This window comes from Virgibacillus sp. L01, from assembly GCF_052246775.1.
Taxonomy (GTDB): domain Bacteria; phylum Bacillota; class Bacilli; order Bacillales; family Amphibacillaceae; genus Lentibacillus.
Map to the genome: position 1 here is coordinate 12,938 of NZ_JBQQCP010000012.1, position 18,621 is coordinate 31,558.

The following is an 18,621-nucleotide window of genomic DNA, read 5'->3' on the forward strand; positions in this document are numbered from 1 at the left end:
TATATTATTTAGTTTGTACAGTTATTATTGGATTTATTTTTTACCTGGGAGCGAAGTATCAAATTCGATTAGAAGAAAAGGCGGATATAACATTTGAATTAATGCCTGTTTTACTATTTGCAACTATATACCCAATTGTTATCGGACTGTTCTTACGGTTGCCCAAATTGATTATAGAGATTAAAGAAAAAAAACAATGGACGTTTGATTGGGTTAAGGTAGTCGCAATAGGTATTCCTGCCTTATATATAGCATCGTTACCAATTTTGTCGACTACTGGAATAAATTTTGTATTCTCAATAGATTTGATGCTAATGGGAACTAAATTGATAACAATAGCTGGCATTGTTTTTGGTTATGTTTTATTGGACAGTTTAAAGAAATAAATGTCTCTAAAGGGGTATTCGCACTTATACATAATCCAACAAGTATGGGGTTTAAAAATATTTCATTACACTTGAACAGTTATTGGTGGGAGGGATTAAATTTTGCAATTTTTTTTAAATATAATCGTATACTTATTTTCAAGTAAAAAAACACGGGTTTATACAACGATAAATCAACAAGATTATTATAAGGTTGTTTCCCTTTTAGAATCGGAACTTATGAAGTATAGAGTTTCTATAACATCAAATACCAATGCAACAGTTCCTGGTTCTTACAGTACCTTTGGAGAAGTTTATAAGATTTATGTTAAAAAAGATGATAAAAGAAAGGCACTAAAAACAATCAATAAAAAATCTTTAGAAATCTAATTAAAGTAATGGGTGCGATTGTTGAAGAAACAGTAAGCATTTTTATTAAACTAACTTTCAGGATAGTCCAAGCAGAAATGGGATGGCTAGATATAATGTGGGGGGGATTTTATTGAAGAGAAAGATAGTTCTCTTAATTGCTCTACTAATCTTTGTGACTAGTTGTAGTTCTGAAAACGACTCACAAGAAGATAAAACAATATTTTTATACAAAGGTTCTAGTTTAGGCGATAGAGATTATGCTTCAGCAATTCTGAATATGTTGCCCTACCAAGAAGATGCAAAAGGATTTGCTAGATACACTGATGAGAATCTTATAATAGCTGAATATGCTAGTAAAACAAAGGAAGCAGCTCGTAAGATTGTTTTGACCAATGCTACTTACATTTTCAATTTAATCGAAGGTGTCGATAAAATAATTTTTAAATTCCAAGAACGACGGTATAGTATACACAAAGAGGAATTAACAAAATGGTATATGAGTGATAAATATCTTCAAATTTCAAAGAAAAAAGAACTAAAAAATCTTATAGAAAAGAATTTAAATGACTCCCAAAGAGTAAAGACTTTTTTTGAAAAGTAAATGCTGGATTTTCAGTTTAACAGTAATTTCCAAATTGCTTATTCAAGTAAATGGTGCAAGAGTTTAATAAGGTATTAGTGAGTTTCTATCTATTCTAATAGAGCTAACGCAGCAGAAGAGTTGAAGAAGATTAGGGTTATAAGGGGAGAAAATGCATGACTACAAAATTTGTGAGTTGGGGAGATGCAAAAGTAAAATTAACTTGGAAACCTGATAAACAAATCCCACCAAGAGAACTAATTACAAGTGTCCATGGATTTTGTTTTAAAGGTGGTAATCTGTTATTAGTCAACTTAAACCATAGATGTTGGGATTTCCCAGGAGGTCATATTGAATTTGAAGAAACTCCTGAAGAATGTTTAAAGCGTGAAGCATATGAAGAAGGATATGTTACAGGAAGTTGCTCTCTTTTAGGGCATATTATCGTTGACCACAATAAAAACCCAAAATGGAATGAAGATAGTCCTTACCCAAAAGTAGGCTATCAAGTATTTTATCGTATGGACATTGACCAATTACATGACTTTAAAGCAAAGTTTGAGTCAGGCGAAAGAATTCTTATAAATCCAAGTGAAGTAACGGAATATTATCATGATTGGAACGAACTGTACCAAGAGATACTTGATTATGCTTCAAGGTAATTGTAATTTATCTTCAATTAACTGGTGCTTTCCTTTTATAAGATTTGCATTCTTGTTCAATGTAGCAGCAGGTTAGTGAATGTTTCGAGGGGGGTTAATACTTGTTAATATCTATTATAATTTTAGGTTGGATTGGATTATTGATATTTTTGGTTATTGCTATAACATTCAACTGGTTAGCTCATAATAATGAAATCGGATTCTTACATTTATTAATGGCAGTGATGTATGCAATGTGGTTGCCTCTTCCGTTAGTGATGAATCAATTGTTAAATATAGAACTATTAAAGGTTGGAATGATTTTTGGAATAATTTATTTAAGTATGATGGTAATAACAATGACTTTCCAAACTGGTCATATAGTACACATTGCAAAGGAAGACTACAAGAGTACAACTATAGAAGAACGTAGCAACCATATGATGGCAACATTGTCTGGTCCATATGAGTTGTTCGCCAACATCCTAAAATGTATATGGGCACTATTTTTGTCTATTGCCTTTTGGGAGACCAATAATTTATTAATGGCAGGTATAATGTTCCTATTTAGTTTACTAATTACTATTTTTCTACCGATATTTATTGATAGTAGCCTTGTAAAACGACTTAAATTCTTTGAAAAATTCAAGCCTAATCCATATTTGTTTAATTTAGAGACTTTCTGTTTCTTTTTAATATTAATGATTTTTATTTCAATACAGCCATAATAAGTTAACGTTTAATTATTGTGAAGTAATACACTTAAACTACTGTGACTGCTATTGTTCAATAGGGGCAACGTTTCTCGTATTTTCGAGTAGGTTTAATATACAAGGGGGGGTTATTATTGTCTAATAAATTAATGGGGTCAGCATCAATCATAATCGATTCAGAGAGAAAAGTTTTGTTAGTAAAACATACTTATGGAAAGAAAAATTGGGAACTTCCAGGTGGAAAAGCTGAAATACAAGAATCTGTACAGGAGACTGCAAAAAGAGAAGTACTAGAAGAAACAGGGCTCTGTGTCGAAGTAGGGGATTTGACTGGTGTATACTATGACCCAATGTATGATATGCATCACTTTGCGTTTATATCTCAAAATATTAATGATGAAATGCCAAAACCAAATTCACCAGAAATTTCAGAATGTAGATATTATTCATTTGAGGAACTACCAAAACCAATAAGTGATTTTACAATTATGAGAATTGAAGATGCAATTAATAGATATAAAAAGGATTTATTCCACGTTATCGGACCAAGACAATGGATGGAATAATAATTTTTAAATTTTTCATATAGAGATTGTGAAAAACTGTACTTAAACAAATGGGTACGATTGTTGAAGAAACCGTAAGCATTCTTATTAAACTAACACAGCAGGTTAGTGGAAGAAGAATAACATCTAATTAACTTAAAAATTAGGAAGTAATTTTGTATGTATGTCATTTATGCCATTATTTTAGGAATTGTCTTTGGTGCATTGTTTATTGGTGATATGTTATTTGCACTTTCTTTTACTTTTATCGTTATAGTTGGGTGTCTATTAAAAATAATCAATGTACTAAATGAAATAAAGTCCAATCAATCTAAAGAAGATTAAAATATAGAAATCACTCAACTAAATGGTGCAAGAGTTGAATAAGGAATCGCATCCATATTCAACCATAGCAGCAGGTTAGTGGAAGAAGTAAGAAAAGTTTCCGAAAGGGAGAGGTTATGTGGATTTAAGAATATTAGCATCAGAAATAGCAAATATCTATCAACAAAATCCAAAAGTTGAAGCCGTTTTATTAGGAGGTTCCGTATCACGAAATTGGCATGATGAACATTCGGATATTGAACTATTTGTTTTTTGGAAAGGAGCTCCTACTGACGAGGAAAGGAAGGCTCCAATTATAGAATTAAATGGTAATATTATTGACTTTCACCCATATGAAGATGAGGAATGGTCAGAAACATACATAACTCAGGGTGTAAAATTAGAAATAAGTAATTTTCTAACAGAAACAATTAACAAAGTTATAAGTGATGTGATTATATCTTATGATACGGATTTAGATAAGCAATGTATTGCAGCTACGGTTTATAATGGAGGTACACTAAGTGGTGATTTAGTTATTAATAGTATGAAAGAGAAAGTAAGTAAATACCCTTATGAATTAAGTGTGGCTATGGTAAAGGAGAATATTTTTTTAGGAAACAGATGGAATAATCGTGAGGCTTTATTTGAGCGTAAAGATTGGTTAATGCTTTATAAAGTAATTGTATCCGTTCAAACCAATTTAATGGGAAAAATTGATGTTATTAGAAAAAAACACTTAATCTTATTGCATTATCGGGTGCAATTGTTGAGGAAACAATAAGCATTCTTATTAAAGTAGCAGCAGTTTAATTGAGTTATCCGAAATGCTTTATAGAAAAAATAAGGTGTTACACTAAAAGAAAGGTGGGGTTGGAATGGAAAGAATTATTCTGTTTGATGGAGATTGTAACTTTTGCGATCAAAGCGTTCAATTCATTATCGAAAGAGATCCGAAAAAAAACTTTAAATTCGCATCGTTACAAAGTGATATCGGAAAAGAATTATTAAATAAGTATGATGCTCCAGATGACTTAAATAGTTTTGTTCTTATAGAAAATAAAAATTGCTATTTTAAATCATCCGCAGTCCTTCTTGTATGCAAAAACTTGAAAGGGGTTTGGAAGATTCCATTTGTTCTATTAGTTATCCCAAAGCCCATCAGAGACTTCATATATGGAATTATCGCTAAAAATAGATATAAATGGTTTGGTAAAAAAGAAAGTTGTATGTTACCTTCCACCGAAGAGAGAGAACGGTTTTTATAATATGTGAATAGTTGTACTTAAAGTTAATGGTTTAGAGTTGAACAAGGAGTTTGTAGGGGATAGGGAATGATTGAAAAAAGCAAAGGAATAAATAAAAAGAAAATTGCAATTTCAGGTTCCTTGCTATTATCAACTTCTATTTTCTTTTTATATATAATGCGACGACTACTTATTTTGGAATTATAGAAATTAAGGATTTATAACAGGTTAATAATGAATACATAGTAACTACAGAAGGAGGCTAACAAGAAGATCGACATTATAAACGGTCTTTTCAGAAAATTATGATATTAAAAAATGTTAATGTACAACCAAAGAGAACAAATACTACACTTAAAGATAATAATAGTTTTTTCAAATTAATCCTCCAGAATTTTTAATAAAATTTTTTATACAATATACATACGGTTACACATATTTTAAAGTTTCAATTTTGAAATTATCTAATATCCTTCTTCAATTTTTCTGCTGAGCCAAGACCAACCTTAGTAAACAACCGTTGAAAATAACGATAACGAAGGAAATGAAAACACAACGCAAGAAAATCAATCCTTAGAAGAACAAATTAAAAAAAACTTAGTAAAAGAAAATAGTTATAATCCAAAAGATATAATTGATTATGACATCAAAGGAAATTACATTTATGTATATTCTTTTAGCACTAGGAACGGATTAGCTTCTATGCTTATAAAAAATAACTCAAATGGGCTGGAATGGGTTACTAGTTGGCTATCCATACAAACCAGTTCTCTTGGTCATAAAGAGAAGGCCCCTATTGTTACGATTATTCAACCAGAAGACACTGATGTTAAAGAGGTTCGAGTGTTTGGAGGACCTGCAAAACTAACTCAAACTACAATTGAATTTACGGAGGATTTTTCAAAGGAAATAAAGTTTTGGGTTTACTATTCTGATAATAATGAGGAAGTTCTTGATGATTTTGATGAAGATATAGAATACATTAAATAGTAAAATTCGATATTACCCTTCTTTCGTTAATGGGTGTTTTCTTGAATCTGGAATTTAACTCCTTGTTTTACAAATATGGAAATTGTAAGAAGGGTAGTTATTTATTGCAATCGGATTATTTTGTTCAATAGTTTATGTCAAAATTGAATTAGGTATTAGGCTTTTTAGGGGGTAATGTGTTGGAAGTTAAAGAGAATGCTGGTTACATTAAGGCGAATAACGCTGAAGAATTGCTATTCACGTTAAAGAATAAAGAATCTCATATTATAATTCAGGAAGACTATAAAAAAGAATTTGAAGAAAACGCACAACTGCCGCTTACGGAAAATGAACAAATGGGATTTCATCTGGGATTCCGTGGTACAGCAGGTATTTGTGGAGAGATTATTTTTCAATTAATCAATAGATTCAGTAGGGGAAGTAAACAACAAAAGAAAATTGACAGCAAGATTCGTATATACAGCATAAAAAAATTGAGTGAACAAAAGATTCTCTTGTATTTGCGACAATTGGAGTATTAAATTATAGGGTAGCTTTAATTTAACAATAGGTATTAGAAAAAATGGCTCGGATACTTCACCAAAGCCATTTTTTATCGTGAATTTAATGGTGATAATTATCTAGTTATAGGCTTGGCGAATACCAAATTTATTAATATTAAAAATAAAGAGAGGGGGGAGTAGTCTTTATGTTTTATAGAAGGAAGTTTTATATTGTAAAAAAGGAATTCGTGGATATTTTTAATGCTCATTTTAATAACACAAACTTACCGAATCAGTTAAAATATGGCGCTCGGTTAACAGGGCGTTGGATGAAGGAAAATGCTGATAATACCGTAGAAATCTTTGCTATATGGGAATATGACAGTTATGAGGAATACTTAGAAGTTGAATCGAAAGTTAGAAGCGACACGGCTCACGTCAAACGAGTTCAGGACTGGTATCAGGAACATGGTGGGAAAGAACATGTGTATGAGAAATATATAATAGAAGTTAGAAATGAAGAACTGGAATCAACTGTTAAATAAAAACGGCCTTGCGAGGTGACTTCCTAATATGAATCTTTTTATTACGGAAAACGTTAAACGGTCAACTGGTTTAATCAAACAAAGCTGCAGGAATAGGAGGTGGTTAATTGATGAAATTACTTTTACACGTAGAAGGTGCTGCCATTTTAGCACTAAGTCTTTTCTTTTATGGGTATAGCCAATTTAGCTGGATAGTGTTTTTAATCCTATTATTAGTACCGGATATTTCAATGCTTGGTTATCTATTAAATAATAAGGTTGGTTCTAATCTTTATAATTATTTTCATACATATACTACACCGATAGCTATTATTACTTTTGGTATCATAGTATCTAATCATACCGTTCTGGCAGTTGGTTTAATATGGTCAGCCCATATCGGAATGGATAGAATGGTTGGATACGGATTAAAGTATCCAACAGAATTTAAGGATAATCATTTGAATCGGGTCTAATACTGTGATCCTGGTTCTGGTACGAAGTGAAGCGGAGGGGTAGGTATAGTAAGACGTTTTCCCGAAACATTGCAGAATACTTGGGGCCGAATCTATTCTGAATGGTTTCCATCCTCAAACTAACAACAAGTAAATGGACCTGAAATCTTGTGGAATGAAAACAATGATTTTAATTCATTAACTTTCAAAAATGAAATATGGATTCCTGTTGAGAAAATGTAAGAACAGTTTATCATGACAACAAAAAGAGAACCTCTTCCATTGTGATATTGATTATCACGGAAGAGGTTCTCTTTTTTTTGCAGTTCAGAAGTGCATTTGAGGCAGCCAGTAGGTCTTATAAAAATATCAGTCTAAAGGTTGAGTGAAGTTCATGCTCATAGCCGTTTTGGAAGGCTTAATTTTTACTTATACTAAGAGTATCAAAGAAAAAGGAGATGTTCAGATGACTAACATATACGAAATGGAATTAGAAATCGCAAGTCGCCGTACGAAGTAAAGATTAAACTGAGAATGTAAACTACAAAGAATTAGGAGGGATTTAGATGAATAACATATATGAAGTGGAAACAGAAGTCATAAGTCGCCGTACCAAATAAAATAGTTCCTGCATTAAAATATCCTCTATCAGAAATACACAATACACTTCATTGATTGAACTCATCCTATTATAACCTCATTAAAATATTGGGCACAGACACTCTGATAAGGGTGTCTATTATTTTATCTTGAGATATATTCTATTTATATTGAATTATTTATCATATATATATAGAATATAGCCAGGAGGAGATAAAAATGGATTTATTTTCGATGAGAACGAAAGAAAGGGAAACATATAGTGTTCAAATAAAATATTCACTTTTATGGGAATGCGCACTAGGTATTGCCGCTATTACAAATCATTCTCTTGTTGAGACCCTTGATCTACCGAAGGAGAACAGGGAGAGAATTAAGGAATCCATGACTAAGGAAATGACTGGACACCTGGAGTATGTACAAACACATAATACTTGGAAGTCACTTCTTCAACTTTTGTATCAGGAAGATTTTAAGAATCTAGCGGATTTCACTTCCTTTGTAAAAAAACTATCTTCGGAGGAATTAAGAACTATAGCAATTCCATATTTGGGAAAAGAACAAAAAGAACTAATCAATCAGTTAATCCAAGGATCGGATGATGCTCTAAAGAAACTCCAACATAATACAAAAGAGAATTCTTTTTTGCCTTCCTATTTGAAGTTCATTAGTGAAGTCGATACGGAAACACTGAAAAGCCATTTGATTGAAGTGATGTCTGGTTGGTATAAGGCAGTGATTGAACCTGATGAAGATGAATTGGAGTCTATACTCATCAGAGATATGGATGCAAAAGAAAAGATGATTGAAAAATTGGGACCAGAGGAGTTTGTGGAATGGGCAACAGATGGTCGGCGTTATTATCCGGAACCAAGTGTATTTCAAGTACTTCTCATACCTCAATATATTTACCGTCCCTGGAACGTGGAGGCAGACTTAGAAGGTGTTAAAGTATTCTACTATGCGGTCGCCAATGAAAGCATTTCTAGTGACAATAAATACGTTCCGAATAAAATGCTAGTGCAAAGGTATAAAGCACTTGGGGATGAAAACCGTCTAAAGATTTTAAAGATAGTTAAGGAAAAAAGTTTATCCCTGCAAGAGTTGACAGATGAGTTGAAGATGGGCAAGACAACCGTCCATCACCACTTGAAAATACTGAAATCAGTAAGATTAGTAGCATCAAATTCACATAAATATGAGGTTAATGAAAAAGTATTAACTGCTTTACCTAAAGAACTGCAGCTATTTTTGGAAGATAATTAATCTAAGCCAGGGAGGAATGAGATGGTGTCTTCGGTCGGACAAGCCTATTCAGAAGAGAAAACACCGGAATTTAAGCGTAATTATCAGGTTTTCAGGTTTATCGGGGGAAATTTAATTTCTTTCTTTGGGGATCAAATATATTTAATTGCCCTTCCGTTAATTGTTTTAGCTCTAACAGGTTCTCCATTAAGTATGGGAATCGTTGCAGCTTTAGAAAGATTACCAATTATAATACAGCCATTTACTGGAGTTTTGGCGGACCGGTTTAATCGTAAAAGAATCTTGATGATTTGTGACCTAGGCAGATTTGTAACGATAGGTTTGTTAGGGCTATTACATATGATGAACTCGCTTTTTATTTGGGAAGTTTACGCGGGAGCATTAATAGTAGGTGTTTTAACGCAGGTTTATAATACGTGCCAGTTTGCATCAGTCCCAAAACTGGTGCAGAAGAAGGACTTACAATTAGTAAATTCCATCAATACAGGCATATTTCAAACGGCAGTTTTTATTGCGCCAGGGTTAGGCGGAATAGTCATCAGTATTTTTAATCCTGGAGTTGGTCTATTAATAAACAGTTTAAGCTTCTTAATTGGTTACTTAATTGTATTAAGTTTAAAGATTGATAGTCCCAGTCGAAATGAGAATAGTAGCCGGTCAAGAATCTTTGCAGATATAAAGGAAGGATTTACCTTTGTTTTAAAACAGAAGCCTATCTTGTACACCAATATAGCCATGCTTTTTTCTGTTTTTGGAACGACTCTTTTTTTAACCATGCTGGTAATTCACTTAAAGTCTTCAGTTGAATTAGATACAGTACATATAGGTTATCTGTTATCTATTGGAGGGGTAGCTGCAATAAGTGGTGCTTTAGTTACAAATTTACTTAAGCGCTATTTTTCCTATAGAAGGATCTTATTTTTATCAGGAACGATCGGTGGTATTTCGATTATAGTGTTCAGCTTTTCGGATACGTTCATGTGGTTAGCACTGATGAATGCAGTAGGCACAATATCTGCTGCTATTATGAGTCCATGCATTGTAACCATTCGTCAAACCTTAAGCCCTGATCATTTGTTAGGCCGAGTGCAAGCAACTAGTCGCTTTATGACGTGGATATTAATGCCTGTTGGAGCTTTGGCAGCCGGAATAATTGCTGAACAATTTGGAACAGAAGTTACGATACTAATTGGGGGCATTATAGCGACAATTGCATCGTTTATTTATTTACATCCTTCGCTTAAAAATACTAATGTTATACTAAATAATATTGAAAATTAGGGGGACAAGGCTATGACAACACCGAAGCATATAGTTTCTGCGGCAACCATTGTTTTAAATGAACAGCAAGAGATTTTATTAATCAAAGGACCAAGAAGAGGATGGGAAATGCCTGGTGGACAGGTTGAAGAGGGAGAATCACTAAAGGATGCTGCAATTAGAGAAACAAAAGAAGAATCGGGCATTGATATTGAGATAACCAAGTTTTGTGGTATATTTCAAAATGTGAATGGTTCGATATGTAATAACTTGTTCTTGGGTAACCCAATTGGAGGAGAACCAGCAACAAGTTCTGAGAGTTTAGAAGTTGGGTATTTTCCAATTAAACAAGCAATGGAAATGGTAACTTGGAAAAATTTTCGGCAAAGAATCCAGTATTGTTTAAACCAAAATATGCAGCCTTTTTTGGTTGAATTTTAAGGTATTATTGAAAATAAAGGAGGTACATATATGTCTGTAAAATTAGCTCGTATGAATGATGAGGCTTTTAATCAGTATTATAACAGCGCAATACAAGATTATGCTAATGAACATGTGAAAGCAGGAAACTGGGGTGAAGAAGAGGCTTTTGATAAAGCCAAGAAACAGTTTGAGCGGCTGTTACCGGATGGGTTAGAAACGAACGCTCATGTGCTATTTTCTATTATGTATGGCAATGATACGATCGGGACATTATGGCTGAACATAAAATCAAAACAGCATGAAAAACACGGGTTTATTTATGACATTAAGTTAGATGATTTTCAACGTGGTAAGGGGTTTGGAAAAGCAACTATGGCAGCATTGGAAGAGTATGCGAAGTCAGAAAACATCAATCAAATAAGCTTACACGTGTTTGCACATAATGAAAGAGCAGTCGCGCTATACAAGAGAATGGGTTTTGAAGCTATAAGTTATAACATGTCGAAAAAACTTTCGTGATATAAGTGGTAAGTAACAAGATTGTTTAGGAGGCTGATCGAATATGAATCGCATCATGGTGATGGGAGTGTCAGCTGGTGTTGGGAAGTCTACCTTTGCGGCGAAACTGGGAGAGCAACTGGATATAAATGTCTATCATCTTGATGTACTGCACTGGAAACCAAATTGGATAGAAGCTCCAAAAGAAGAATTTAGAGCGAGTCAGAGGGAAATTGTTGCTAAGGAAAACTGGATTATCGAGGGCAATTATAATAGTACATATGATATTAGAGCCCAAAAAGCTGATACAATTATTTATCTCGAACTCCCTTTGATAGTTTGTCTGTATCGCGTTATTAAACGATGGATCTTAAACATAGGGAAAACCCGGCCAGACATGGGAGAAGGGTGCAAGGAAAAGTTAGACTATGAATTTCTGAAATTCATTGTCACTACTTATTCTTCTCGCAAGAAAAAGATGGAAGGTAGATTTGAAGAATTCAGAAAAACCGGCCCTGAAAAAACCATTATTAGGCTTAAGAGTAAGAAAGAAATTCAATCATATTTGGAATGAATCGGAGAAGGCGGGGTCGGTTACAAGTAGAAGTGGGATATCGACTTGAATTGCGATATATCAACTTCCGAGGTGGGATATCGACTTGGATTAGGGTATATCGACCTTCGCGGTGGGATATCGACTTGAATTAGGATATATCGACCCCGGCGGCAGGATATCGACTTGAAATAAGATATATCAACCACCGCGTCAGGATATCGACTTGGAATAGGGTATATCGACCTCGGCATCAAGATATCGACTTAAAATAGGATATATCAACCCCGGCAGCAGGATATCGACTTGAAATAGGATATATCAACCCCGGCAGCAGGATATCGACTCGAAATAGGATATATCGACCCCGGCGGCAGGATATCGACTTGAAATAAGATATATCAACCTCCGCAACAAGATATCGACTTGAAATAGGATATATCAACCCCGTCAGCAGGATATCGACTTGAAATAGGATATATCAACCTCAGCATCAGGATATCGATCGAAATTGAGATGTATCAACCTTTAGTGGTGGGATATTAATCTTTTTACAGTTAATCAAATGCCAGGTTACTTAATATTGTTTTGGAAGGTAAGAAATCTTTGTAAGTGAGGAAGGTAATGTGTTGATTGGCTATAATTTATTCAAAAGGATGGAAACTGGCAATGAAATCCAACAAACAGCGTACAAAGCAGTTAATGAACTGGGCATTTTTAATGAATTGAGTATGTATAATCCAGTATTATGTGGAACGTTGCCGATTGGAATTGATGTCGAGGGTTCAGACCTGGACATTATCATGGAAGTACAAGAATTGAATTATTTTATAGAACGTCTTCAAAGTCTATATTCCTGTAAAGAAAGCTTTAAGATAAAAAAAACAACTATAAGAAATAAAGAGATCATTAAAGCAAATTTCTTCTTCAATAATTTTGAATTCGAGTTATTTGGTCAAAATCAGCCTGTACACAAACAACACGCGTATCTTCATATGGTTATTGAACTTGAACTGTTACAACAAGATAGTAAATTAAGAGAGAAAGTTGTTAAACTTAAACAACAAGGATACAAAACAGAACCGGCATTTTGTGAAATTTTAGGTATTACCGGAGATCCCTATGAAGGTCTCATCCAATTTGGAGTTGAAAAAGGAATTATAACAGTGTTATGAAGGACAGTACCACTGTAAATTAATAAGGAGCTTAAAAACCAGGATGAAAAATGAAAAAGAAATAAAAGAGAAACTACATAATTTATTAAATGAAACCCAAGTAGTATCGGAGGGGACAGATGAATATAAAACAGTTTTAGAAGTGGTTAATGTATTAGGATCTACTGATGCAGAATTACGGGATGAACTAGGTTATCAGGCACTCATTAAATTATTGATACATAATAACTACCTTACAAACAATGAATTAAAGGAATTGTTAGCCTATGCGACGTCAGGTGAAATGTTGTTTTATAAGCTAGGCGAGGTTGGAACAGATAGCGTTTTTCTTAGGTCTTTCTCTTCTCTATTAATCACTTTGTTGTTATATCGCGATAATCAAGATAAATTTCTTTCCAAGTCTGAGTATAATAGTGTTGTAGAACTTGTTGTTAGTTATTGCAGACTTGAGAAGGATTATCGGGACTTTGTTGAAGGAAAGGGCTGGGCACATGCCCCGGCACATGTTTCTGATGCAATCGATGAACTTGTGAAAAATCGTTATGCTGATATTGATTCGTGTATGCTGTTGTGGGAAGGGATGACGGAACTAGTAGTAAACGCACCATATGTTTTTGCTGCTGAAGAAGATGAGAGAATTGCAACCCCCGTGTTGGCGATGATTGAATACGAAAAGGTTCCGTTATCGACACTTAGAACCTGGATGAAAGAAATACCTGTTTCAGAAAATAATTTACATGAAAAGATTAATCTTAAAAATTTTTCCAGGTGTTTTAGTAATCGATTAATTGTGAAAGACCCATCGACTAATTATGAACATCTAGTAAAGGAGCTGGAACATCAATTTAATTCATTGTTTGTGTAAACAATAGGAGGCGTTGGTATGGGTGATATTTTATATCCGGTGAATTGGAATTTAGATTCTCTTCTTAACACAGGAAGTAATTCCATTCAATTACAGGACCAAATAGAATACATAGAAAAAGAAGTAAACAATTTTAAAGAAAAGGTAAACATTTTAAAGGCTCTAGAAGATAGTGATGATTCAAAAATGGTTGTAGAACTCATTCAAGTTATAGAGAATATCAAGATACATCTATCGCAAATTTCGTCTTATATAACTTGCTTACTTGCAGAGGATATAAAGGATAAAAATGCAGCAACCTGGAAAGATAGACTCTCATCTTATCATGCCCTTTTTAATTCCTTGGTGCGAAGATTTCAATTGGCTCTTGCTCTAACAAAAGATTCAAATTGGAAAAGTATAATAGAAAGTAAAGAATTAGAAAACTATCAATTTATGCTTGGAGAATGGCGGAAAGAAGCAATTACACTGCTTCCAGAACAAGAGGAAAATACCATCTCCTCTTTAATGGTAGATGGTTATCATGGATGGGGGGACATGTATCATTCATCAGTTGCCAAAATGAGAATTGATAATCCTATTGAAGGAAAAGTTAAAGAACTTTCTGTCGGACAAGCAAGAAATTTACGTTCCCATGAGAACGGTAAAATAAGAAGACAATCCGCTGCTCTTCTTGAGAAAGCCTGGTCACAAAAATCTGATACCTTCGCAACAATATTAAATCGGATCGCAGGATTCCGGTTGCAAATTTACGAGAGAAAAGGTATTCAAAATGTTTTATATGAACCTTTAAAAGATAACAGAATGGAAGAAGAAACGTTAGGTGCAATGTGGAGAGTGGTGAACCGGCATAAGCAACCATTTGCCAACTATTTAAACGACAAGGCTAAAATGTTGGGGAAAGAAAAACTGCCGTCGCATGATTTTTGGGCTCCTGTCAACCAATCTATGGAAACAATAGATTATCAAGAGGGTGTAGATTTTTTATTGAAACATTTCAGACAGTTTGGGTCTGAATTAGAGAATTTCACCCGTCAAGCTTTCAATAAAAAGTGGATTGAATCAGAAAATCGATCGAGTAAATCAGCAATCGCCTTTTGTGCTGGATTTCCACTTTCTGAAGAATCGAGAGTATTTATGACGTATGGTGGTCATATAACGGATGTATTAACTCTGGCTCATGAATTAGGTCACGCCTTTCATAATCATGCTATGAATGCTGTGGAACACATTAATAGACAATATCCAATGAGTATAGCTGAAACGGCTTCCACATTTGCAGAAATGATTGTATTGGATGCAGCCATGGAAGAAACGGATTCACCTAAGGAGAGATTGTTTTTACTAGATGAGAAATTAAAGCGTAGTGTAATGAATTTTATGAATATACATTCCAGATTCTTATTTGAAACAAGGTTCTATGAGGAAAGGAAAATGGGGATGGTTTCATCCTCCCGTTTAAATCAACTTATGGACCAGGCGATAGATGAAGCTTATGATGGAGCGTTAGAAGATATACCTGCATACACTTGGGCTTCTACACCACATTTTTATATCACAGATAAACCCTTTTACAATTTTCCTTATACATTTGGTTATCTATTTGCATTGAGTGTATATGCAAAAGGCAAGGAAGAAGGAAAAGAATTTGAAACGGAATATTTGGCACTGCTTAGAGATTCAGGAAGCATGTCTATCGAAGACTTAGCAAAGAAGCATTTAGGAGAAAATATAACACAAGAAGCATTCTTTGAAAAAGGAATGCAGTTATGTAAAAAAGATGCAGAAGAATTTATACAATTAGCAGCGGAATTAGATAGGTAAAAAAAGGAGTAAGCTACCAATACTTTGGGAGCTTACTCTTTTTATTTAGTTTGTGTATCCTTAAGGGTCCTTCGGGTTAGTTCGATAAAAGATTGTAAGGGTATTGTCATTAACTTATCTTTATGCCAGGCGATTTGAGTGAAAAAAGGTGAGGCAGGCTGTTTCCATTTAATCTCTTTCATAAATCCTTCTTTAATATCCTTTTCTACAGCCATTTCAGGTAAAATAGCTATTCCGAGTCCAGCTATTACACATTGTTTGATTGCTTCGATACTAACAAATTCAAATTTGTTGGTAGGGTATATTTCGGCCTCTCGCAAGGTATTTTCCAAGTATGTACGGTAGGAGCACCCTGTTTCGGTAAGCAAAAGGGTTTCCTGTTCAAGATCTTTTGGGAAAACCTCTGATTTATTTAGTAATGCGTGCCCAGGAGCAGCTACCAGCTTCATCCTATCTTGTGTGAGAGATTCAATTGTTAAAGCATCTCCTGGCTTGAGTGTATCCATAATAAAAGCTACATCCAGATTTCCCTCAAGCAGTTTTTCTTTAGCCATTTCATCCGAGTGGGCTGGTTTAAAGATGAGTTTAACGTTTGGAAACTGATCTTTGAAATCTTTAAGTATTGGTGGTAAACGATACGTGCATTGGCTCTCTTGTGCCCCAATAACAAGTGTTCCTAATGGCTCTTCTAAGCCACTTGTGACCATTCGAGCTTCCTTGGTTAGAACAAGCATTTTATCAGCGTAAATTTTGAATTGCCGACCGGATTCTGTGAGATATAATCGCTTGCCAAGTCGTTCAAACAAAGGTGTATCCAGTTCTTTTTCAAGTGCCTTAATTTGGGCTGTCACACTTGATTGTGCAAAATTTAATATCTTTGCTGTATGTGTGAAATTTAAGGTTTCTGCAGCTGTTTTAAATGTAATTAATTGTTTAGTTTCCATTCTTTCACCTCCATCAATCGCTATTTTCGATTGTATCAATTAAAATAATCATCTTTATTGATTTGCACTTTTATCATAAGATAAAAGTATTCGAACAGCAAGTTAAAATATTTAATGAAAAGGAGCACGTGCTATATGTCTATTGCAGTTATTTATGGAGGTACCCGTGAAAATGGTAATACGGAAATTCTAACTGATCAAGCTATCCAGGGATTATCTGTAGAAAAGATTTATCTAAGAAATTATGATATTCATCCTATTGAAGACCTGCGCCATATCCAAGGTGGATTTCAGGAAGTTGAAGATGAATATAACTCAATCATTAATCAAATTATATCGCATGACATTCTTTTGTTTGTTACACCGATCTATTGGTTCGGCATGTCAGGAACACTGAAGAACTTTATAGATCGCTGGTCTCAAACAATGAGGGATGCAAGCTATCCTGACTTTAAAAACAATATGGCTGCTAAAAAAGCCTATGTCATTGCAGTAGGAGGAGATAACCCCTATCTTAAAGGGTTACCGCTAATTCAGCAATTTCAATATATCTTTGATTTTATAGGCACTTCATTTGAGGACTATATTATTGGAGAAGCGAATAGACCCGGCGATATTCTTCAAGATAAAGCAGCTTTATTCTCAGCTAATCAATTACTGCGGTAATAAGAACGGGGAGGTGGAAACGTGGTTTTTAGTGTATTAAAGTTAAGAAACTTTCGTAATTTTTTCCTGTCTGAAATCATTTCAGGTTTTGGAGTTGGTATGAGTACGATAGGTGCAAATTGGTTTCTGTTGGATCAAACAAATTCTACAAAGCTTATTGGGCTCATGCTTTCTTTTAATGTAATAGCGGGATTTCTTGTTGCACCATTGATTGGAATATTGACTGATAAGTTGAATCGAAAGGTAATCATTCTTTGGACTTATCTGGTTCAGGCAATTGTATTAATAGGCATAACTGGCTTATTATCAATATCAGGATTTAAAATCGAGTATGTTTATCTATTTGCGATTGTTAATGGAATGGGATGGACGACATATATATCAACATCAAGAAGTCTCGTTCAGGAAATTCTCTCCGATCAGGATTATATTAATGGTAACTCACTGGTTGAGATAAGTTTACAGGTAGGCATGTTTATGGCAGGTGCTGCTTCAGGGGTGATTTATAAATATTTTGGGTTTGAATTCATCCTAATTTTTAATGCAACTGCATTTATTCTCAGCAGTATTTTTCTTTCCAAAGTTAAATACAATTCAATTACGATTGACAATAAAGAAGAAACTTATCACGAAAGCTTTAAAAATGGAGTTCGTTATTTGGCAGATAGACCAAAGATATTCTTTCTGGGAGTTGTGGCCATTATTCCTTTGGTCTCCACCATGATGTATAATGTTGTACTTCCTGGATATGTGAGCGATACGGTTGGTGGTGATTCCATTGTTTTTGGTTTATCCGATATGTTTTACGGAATTGGTGGGCTGTTATCTGGTATAATTGCAGCACCTGTTGCTAAAAGAATTTCGAACAACGCGACCGTAATACTTTTCTTCTGTCTATCTATTGGCATATTGCTTTGTTTTGCATTTAATAGCTACGTCTTGGTACTTTTTCTGGGAAGTGTTTTATTTGGTCTTAGTAACTCGTCGTTAAGAATAGTAATGAATACAACACTTATGGAGACAGTATCAAAATCTTATATGGGCAGAGCCATGTCCGTTTGGATGGCTATCTCGCTTATCATACAGGCAATTGCTTCACCTGTACTTGGATTGTTAATCGATAAATTTTCTTCTGGCGTAGGCTTTATAGCCTTGAGCGGATTAATGATTATAGGGTTTATTATTTATCGTATAGTAGTCAGAGGGGTTAAGCAGAATCAAAACACGAAGTATGTAAGAACTTGGTAAATAGCAAGGCTCGATAATAGAGACAGCATCATTTATTTTGTCATGGTGTTGTCTTTTTTAT

24 protein-coding genes and 1 pseudogene are annotated in these 18,621 nt (G+C 34.1%); 24 read left to right on the forward strand and 1 reads right to left on the reverse strand.

Annotated elements, in window-relative coordinates; all coding sequences use genetic code 11:
- Window positions 1–101: 101 nt before the first annotated feature.
- The 22 genes and pseudogenes from ACTWQM_RS17645 to ACTWQM_RS17750 all read left to right on the forward strand — a co-directional run bounded on the left by ACTWQM_RS17645 (window position 102) and on the right by ACTWQM_RS17750 (window position 15,702).
- Window positions 102–386, forward strand: a complete 285-nt coding sequence (locus ACTWQM_RS17645; protein ID WP_443259476.1) for a hypothetical protein — start codon at window positions 102–104, stop codon at window positions 384–386.
- Window positions 387–488: 102 nt separating this feature from the next.
- Window positions 489–755 (forward strand): hypothetical protein, encoded by a 267-nt coding sequence (locus ACTWQM_RS17650; protein WP_443259477.1) that lies wholly within the window; start codon window positions 489–491, stop codon window positions 753–755.
- A gap of 82 nt (window positions 756–837) precedes the next feature.
- Complete coding sequence (locus tag ACTWQM_RS17655; protein ID WP_443259478.1) at window positions 838–1,338, forward strand: hypothetical protein; 501 nt, start codon at window positions 838–840, stop codon at window positions 1,336–1,338.
- 155 nt (window positions 1,339–1,493) lie between these two features.
- The gene (locus ACTWQM_RS17660; protein ID WP_443259479.1) at window positions 1,494–1,979 is read left to right on the forward strand and encodes an NUDIX hydrolase; all 486 of its coding nucleotides are present in this window, start codon (window positions 1,494–1,496) and stop codon (window positions 1,977–1,979) included.
- A 257-nt stretch (window positions 1,980–2,236) separates the two neighbouring features.
- The gene (locus tag ACTWQM_RS17665; RefSeq protein WP_443259480.1) at window positions 2,237–2,686 is read left to right on the forward strand and encodes a hypothetical protein; all 450 of its coding nucleotides are present in this window, start codon (window positions 2,237–2,239) and stop codon (window positions 2,684–2,686) included.
- Between the two features lie 119 nt (window positions 2,687–2,805).
- On the forward strand, window positions 2,806–3,237 hold the full coding sequence (locus ACTWQM_RS17670) for an NUDIX domain-containing protein (RefSeq protein ID WP_443259481.1): 432 nt from the start codon (window positions 2,806–2,808) through the stop codon (window positions 3,235–3,237).
- Window positions 3,238–3,396: 159 nt separating this feature from the next.
- Window positions 3,397–3,561 (forward strand): hypothetical protein, encoded by a 165-nt coding sequence (locus ACTWQM_RS17675; protein ID WP_443259482.1) that lies wholly within the window; start codon window positions 3,397–3,399, stop codon window positions 3,559–3,561.
- A 118-nt stretch (window positions 3,562–3,679) separates the two neighbouring features.
- On the forward strand, window positions 3,680–4,324 hold the full coding sequence (locus ACTWQM_RS17680) for a nucleotidyltransferase domain-containing protein (RefSeq protein ID WP_443259483.1): 645 nt from the start codon (window positions 3,680–3,682) through the stop codon (window positions 4,322–4,324).
- Window positions 4,325–4,418: 94 nt separating this feature from the next.
- Entirely contained in the window at window positions 4,419–4,808 is a 390-nt protein-coding gene (locus ACTWQM_RS17685) for a thiol-disulfide oxidoreductase DCC family protein (protein WP_443259484.1), read from the forward strand.
- Window positions 4,809–5,489: 681 nt separating this feature from the next.
- Window positions 5,490–5,777 carry a hypothetical protein gene (locus ACTWQM_RS17690; RefSeq protein WP_443259485.1) on the forward strand — a complete coding sequence of 96 codons (288 nt, stop codon included), beginning with the start codon at window positions 5,490–5,492 and terminating at the stop codon, window positions 5,775–5,777.
- 179 nt (window positions 5,778–5,956) lie between these two features.
- Window positions 5,957–6,298 (forward strand): hypothetical protein, encoded by a 342-nt coding sequence (locus tag ACTWQM_RS17695; protein ID WP_443259486.1) that lies wholly within the window; start codon window positions 5,957–5,959, stop codon window positions 6,296–6,298.
- A 167-nt stretch (window positions 6,299–6,465) separates the two neighbouring features.
- A complete protein-coding gene (locus tag ACTWQM_RS17700; RefSeq protein ID WP_443259487.1) occupies window positions 6,466–6,804 on the forward strand; it encodes an NIPSNAP family protein in 339 nt (112 codons plus the stop codon).
- 107 nt (window positions 6,805–6,911) lie between these two features.
- Window positions 6,912–7,259 carry a DUF4260 domain-containing protein gene (locus ACTWQM_RS17705; RefSeq protein ID WP_443259488.1) on the forward strand — a complete coding sequence of 116 codons (348 nt, stop codon included), beginning with the start codon at window positions 6,912–6,914 and terminating at the stop codon, window positions 7,257–7,259.
- Window positions 7,260–7,316: 57 nt separating this feature from the next.
- Window positions 7,317–7,481, forward strand: a pseudogene (locus tag ACTWQM_RS17710) (GyrI-like domain-containing protein); the annotation flags it as partial.
- Window positions 7,482–8,057: 576 nt separating this feature from the next.
- Window positions 8,058–9,104, forward strand: coding sequence for an ArsR/SmtB family transcription factor (locus tag ACTWQM_RS17715; RefSeq protein WP_443259489.1), 1,047 nt, complete (start codon window positions 8,058–8,060; stop codon window positions 9,102–9,104).
- Window positions 9,105–9,125: 21 nt separating this feature from the next.
- Window positions 9,126–10,385, forward strand: a complete 1,260-nt coding sequence (locus ACTWQM_RS17720) for an MFS transporter (RefSeq protein WP_443259490.1) — start codon at window positions 9,126–9,128, stop codon at window positions 10,383–10,385.
- Window positions 10,386–10,397: 12 nt separating this feature from the next.
- Window positions 10,398–10,805: an NUDIX hydrolase gene (locus ACTWQM_RS17725; RefSeq protein ID WP_443259491.1), complete on the forward strand. Its 408-nt coding sequence runs from the start codon at window positions 10,398–10,400 to the stop codon at window positions 10,803–10,805.
- Between the two features lie 30 nt (window positions 10,806–10,835).
- Entirely contained in the window at window positions 10,836–11,306 is a 471-nt protein-coding gene (locus ACTWQM_RS17730; RefSeq protein WP_443259492.1) for a GNAT family N-acetyltransferase, read from the forward strand.
- Between the two features lie 43 nt (window positions 11,307–11,349).
- On the forward strand, window positions 11,350–11,859 hold the full coding sequence (locus tag ACTWQM_RS17735; protein WP_443259493.1) for a topology modulation protein: 510 nt from the start codon (window positions 11,350–11,352) through the stop codon (window positions 11,857–11,859).
- Window positions 11,860–12,494: 635 nt separating this feature from the next.
- Window positions 12,495–13,013 carry a DUF4269 domain-containing protein gene (locus ACTWQM_RS17740; RefSeq protein WP_443259494.1) on the forward strand — a complete coding sequence of 173 codons (519 nt, stop codon included), beginning with the start codon at window positions 12,495–12,497 and terminating at the stop codon, window positions 13,011–13,013.
- A gap of 43 nt (window positions 13,014–13,056) precedes the next feature.
- A complete protein-coding gene (locus ACTWQM_RS17745) occupies window positions 13,057–13,878 on the forward strand; it encodes a DUF2785 domain-containing protein (protein WP_443259495.1) in 822 nt (273 codons plus the stop codon).
- Between the two features lie 18 nt (window positions 13,879–13,896).
- Window positions 13,897–15,702 (forward strand): M3 family oligoendopeptidase, encoded by a 1,806-nt coding sequence (locus ACTWQM_RS17750; RefSeq protein ID WP_443259496.1) that lies wholly within the window; start codon window positions 13,897–13,899, stop codon window positions 15,700–15,702.
- Window positions 15,703–15,743: 41 nt separating this feature from the next.
- On the opposite strand, the gene ACTWQM_RS17755 is transcribed toward ACTWQM_RS17750, so the two are convergent.
- Window positions 15,744–16,646 carry a LysR family transcriptional regulator gene (locus tag ACTWQM_RS17755; protein WP_443259497.1) on the reverse strand — a complete coding sequence of 301 codons (903 nt, stop codon included), beginning with the start codon at window positions 16,644–16,646 and terminating at the stop codon, window positions 15,744–15,746.
- A 135-nt stretch (window positions 16,647–16,781) separates the two neighbouring features.
- Between ACTWQM_RS17755 and ACTWQM_RS17760 the strand changes: the two genes are divergently transcribed.
- Entirely contained in the window at window positions 16,782–17,312 is a 531-nt protein-coding gene (locus tag ACTWQM_RS17760; RefSeq protein ID WP_443259498.1) for a flavodoxin family protein, read from the forward strand.
- A 21-nt stretch (window positions 17,313–17,333) separates the two neighbouring features.
- Window positions 17,334–18,560 (forward strand): MFS transporter, encoded by a 1,227-nt coding sequence (locus ACTWQM_RS17765; RefSeq protein ID WP_443259499.1) that lies wholly within the window; start codon window positions 17,334–17,336, stop codon window positions 18,558–18,560.
- Window positions 18,561–18,621 lie beyond the last annotated feature (61 nt).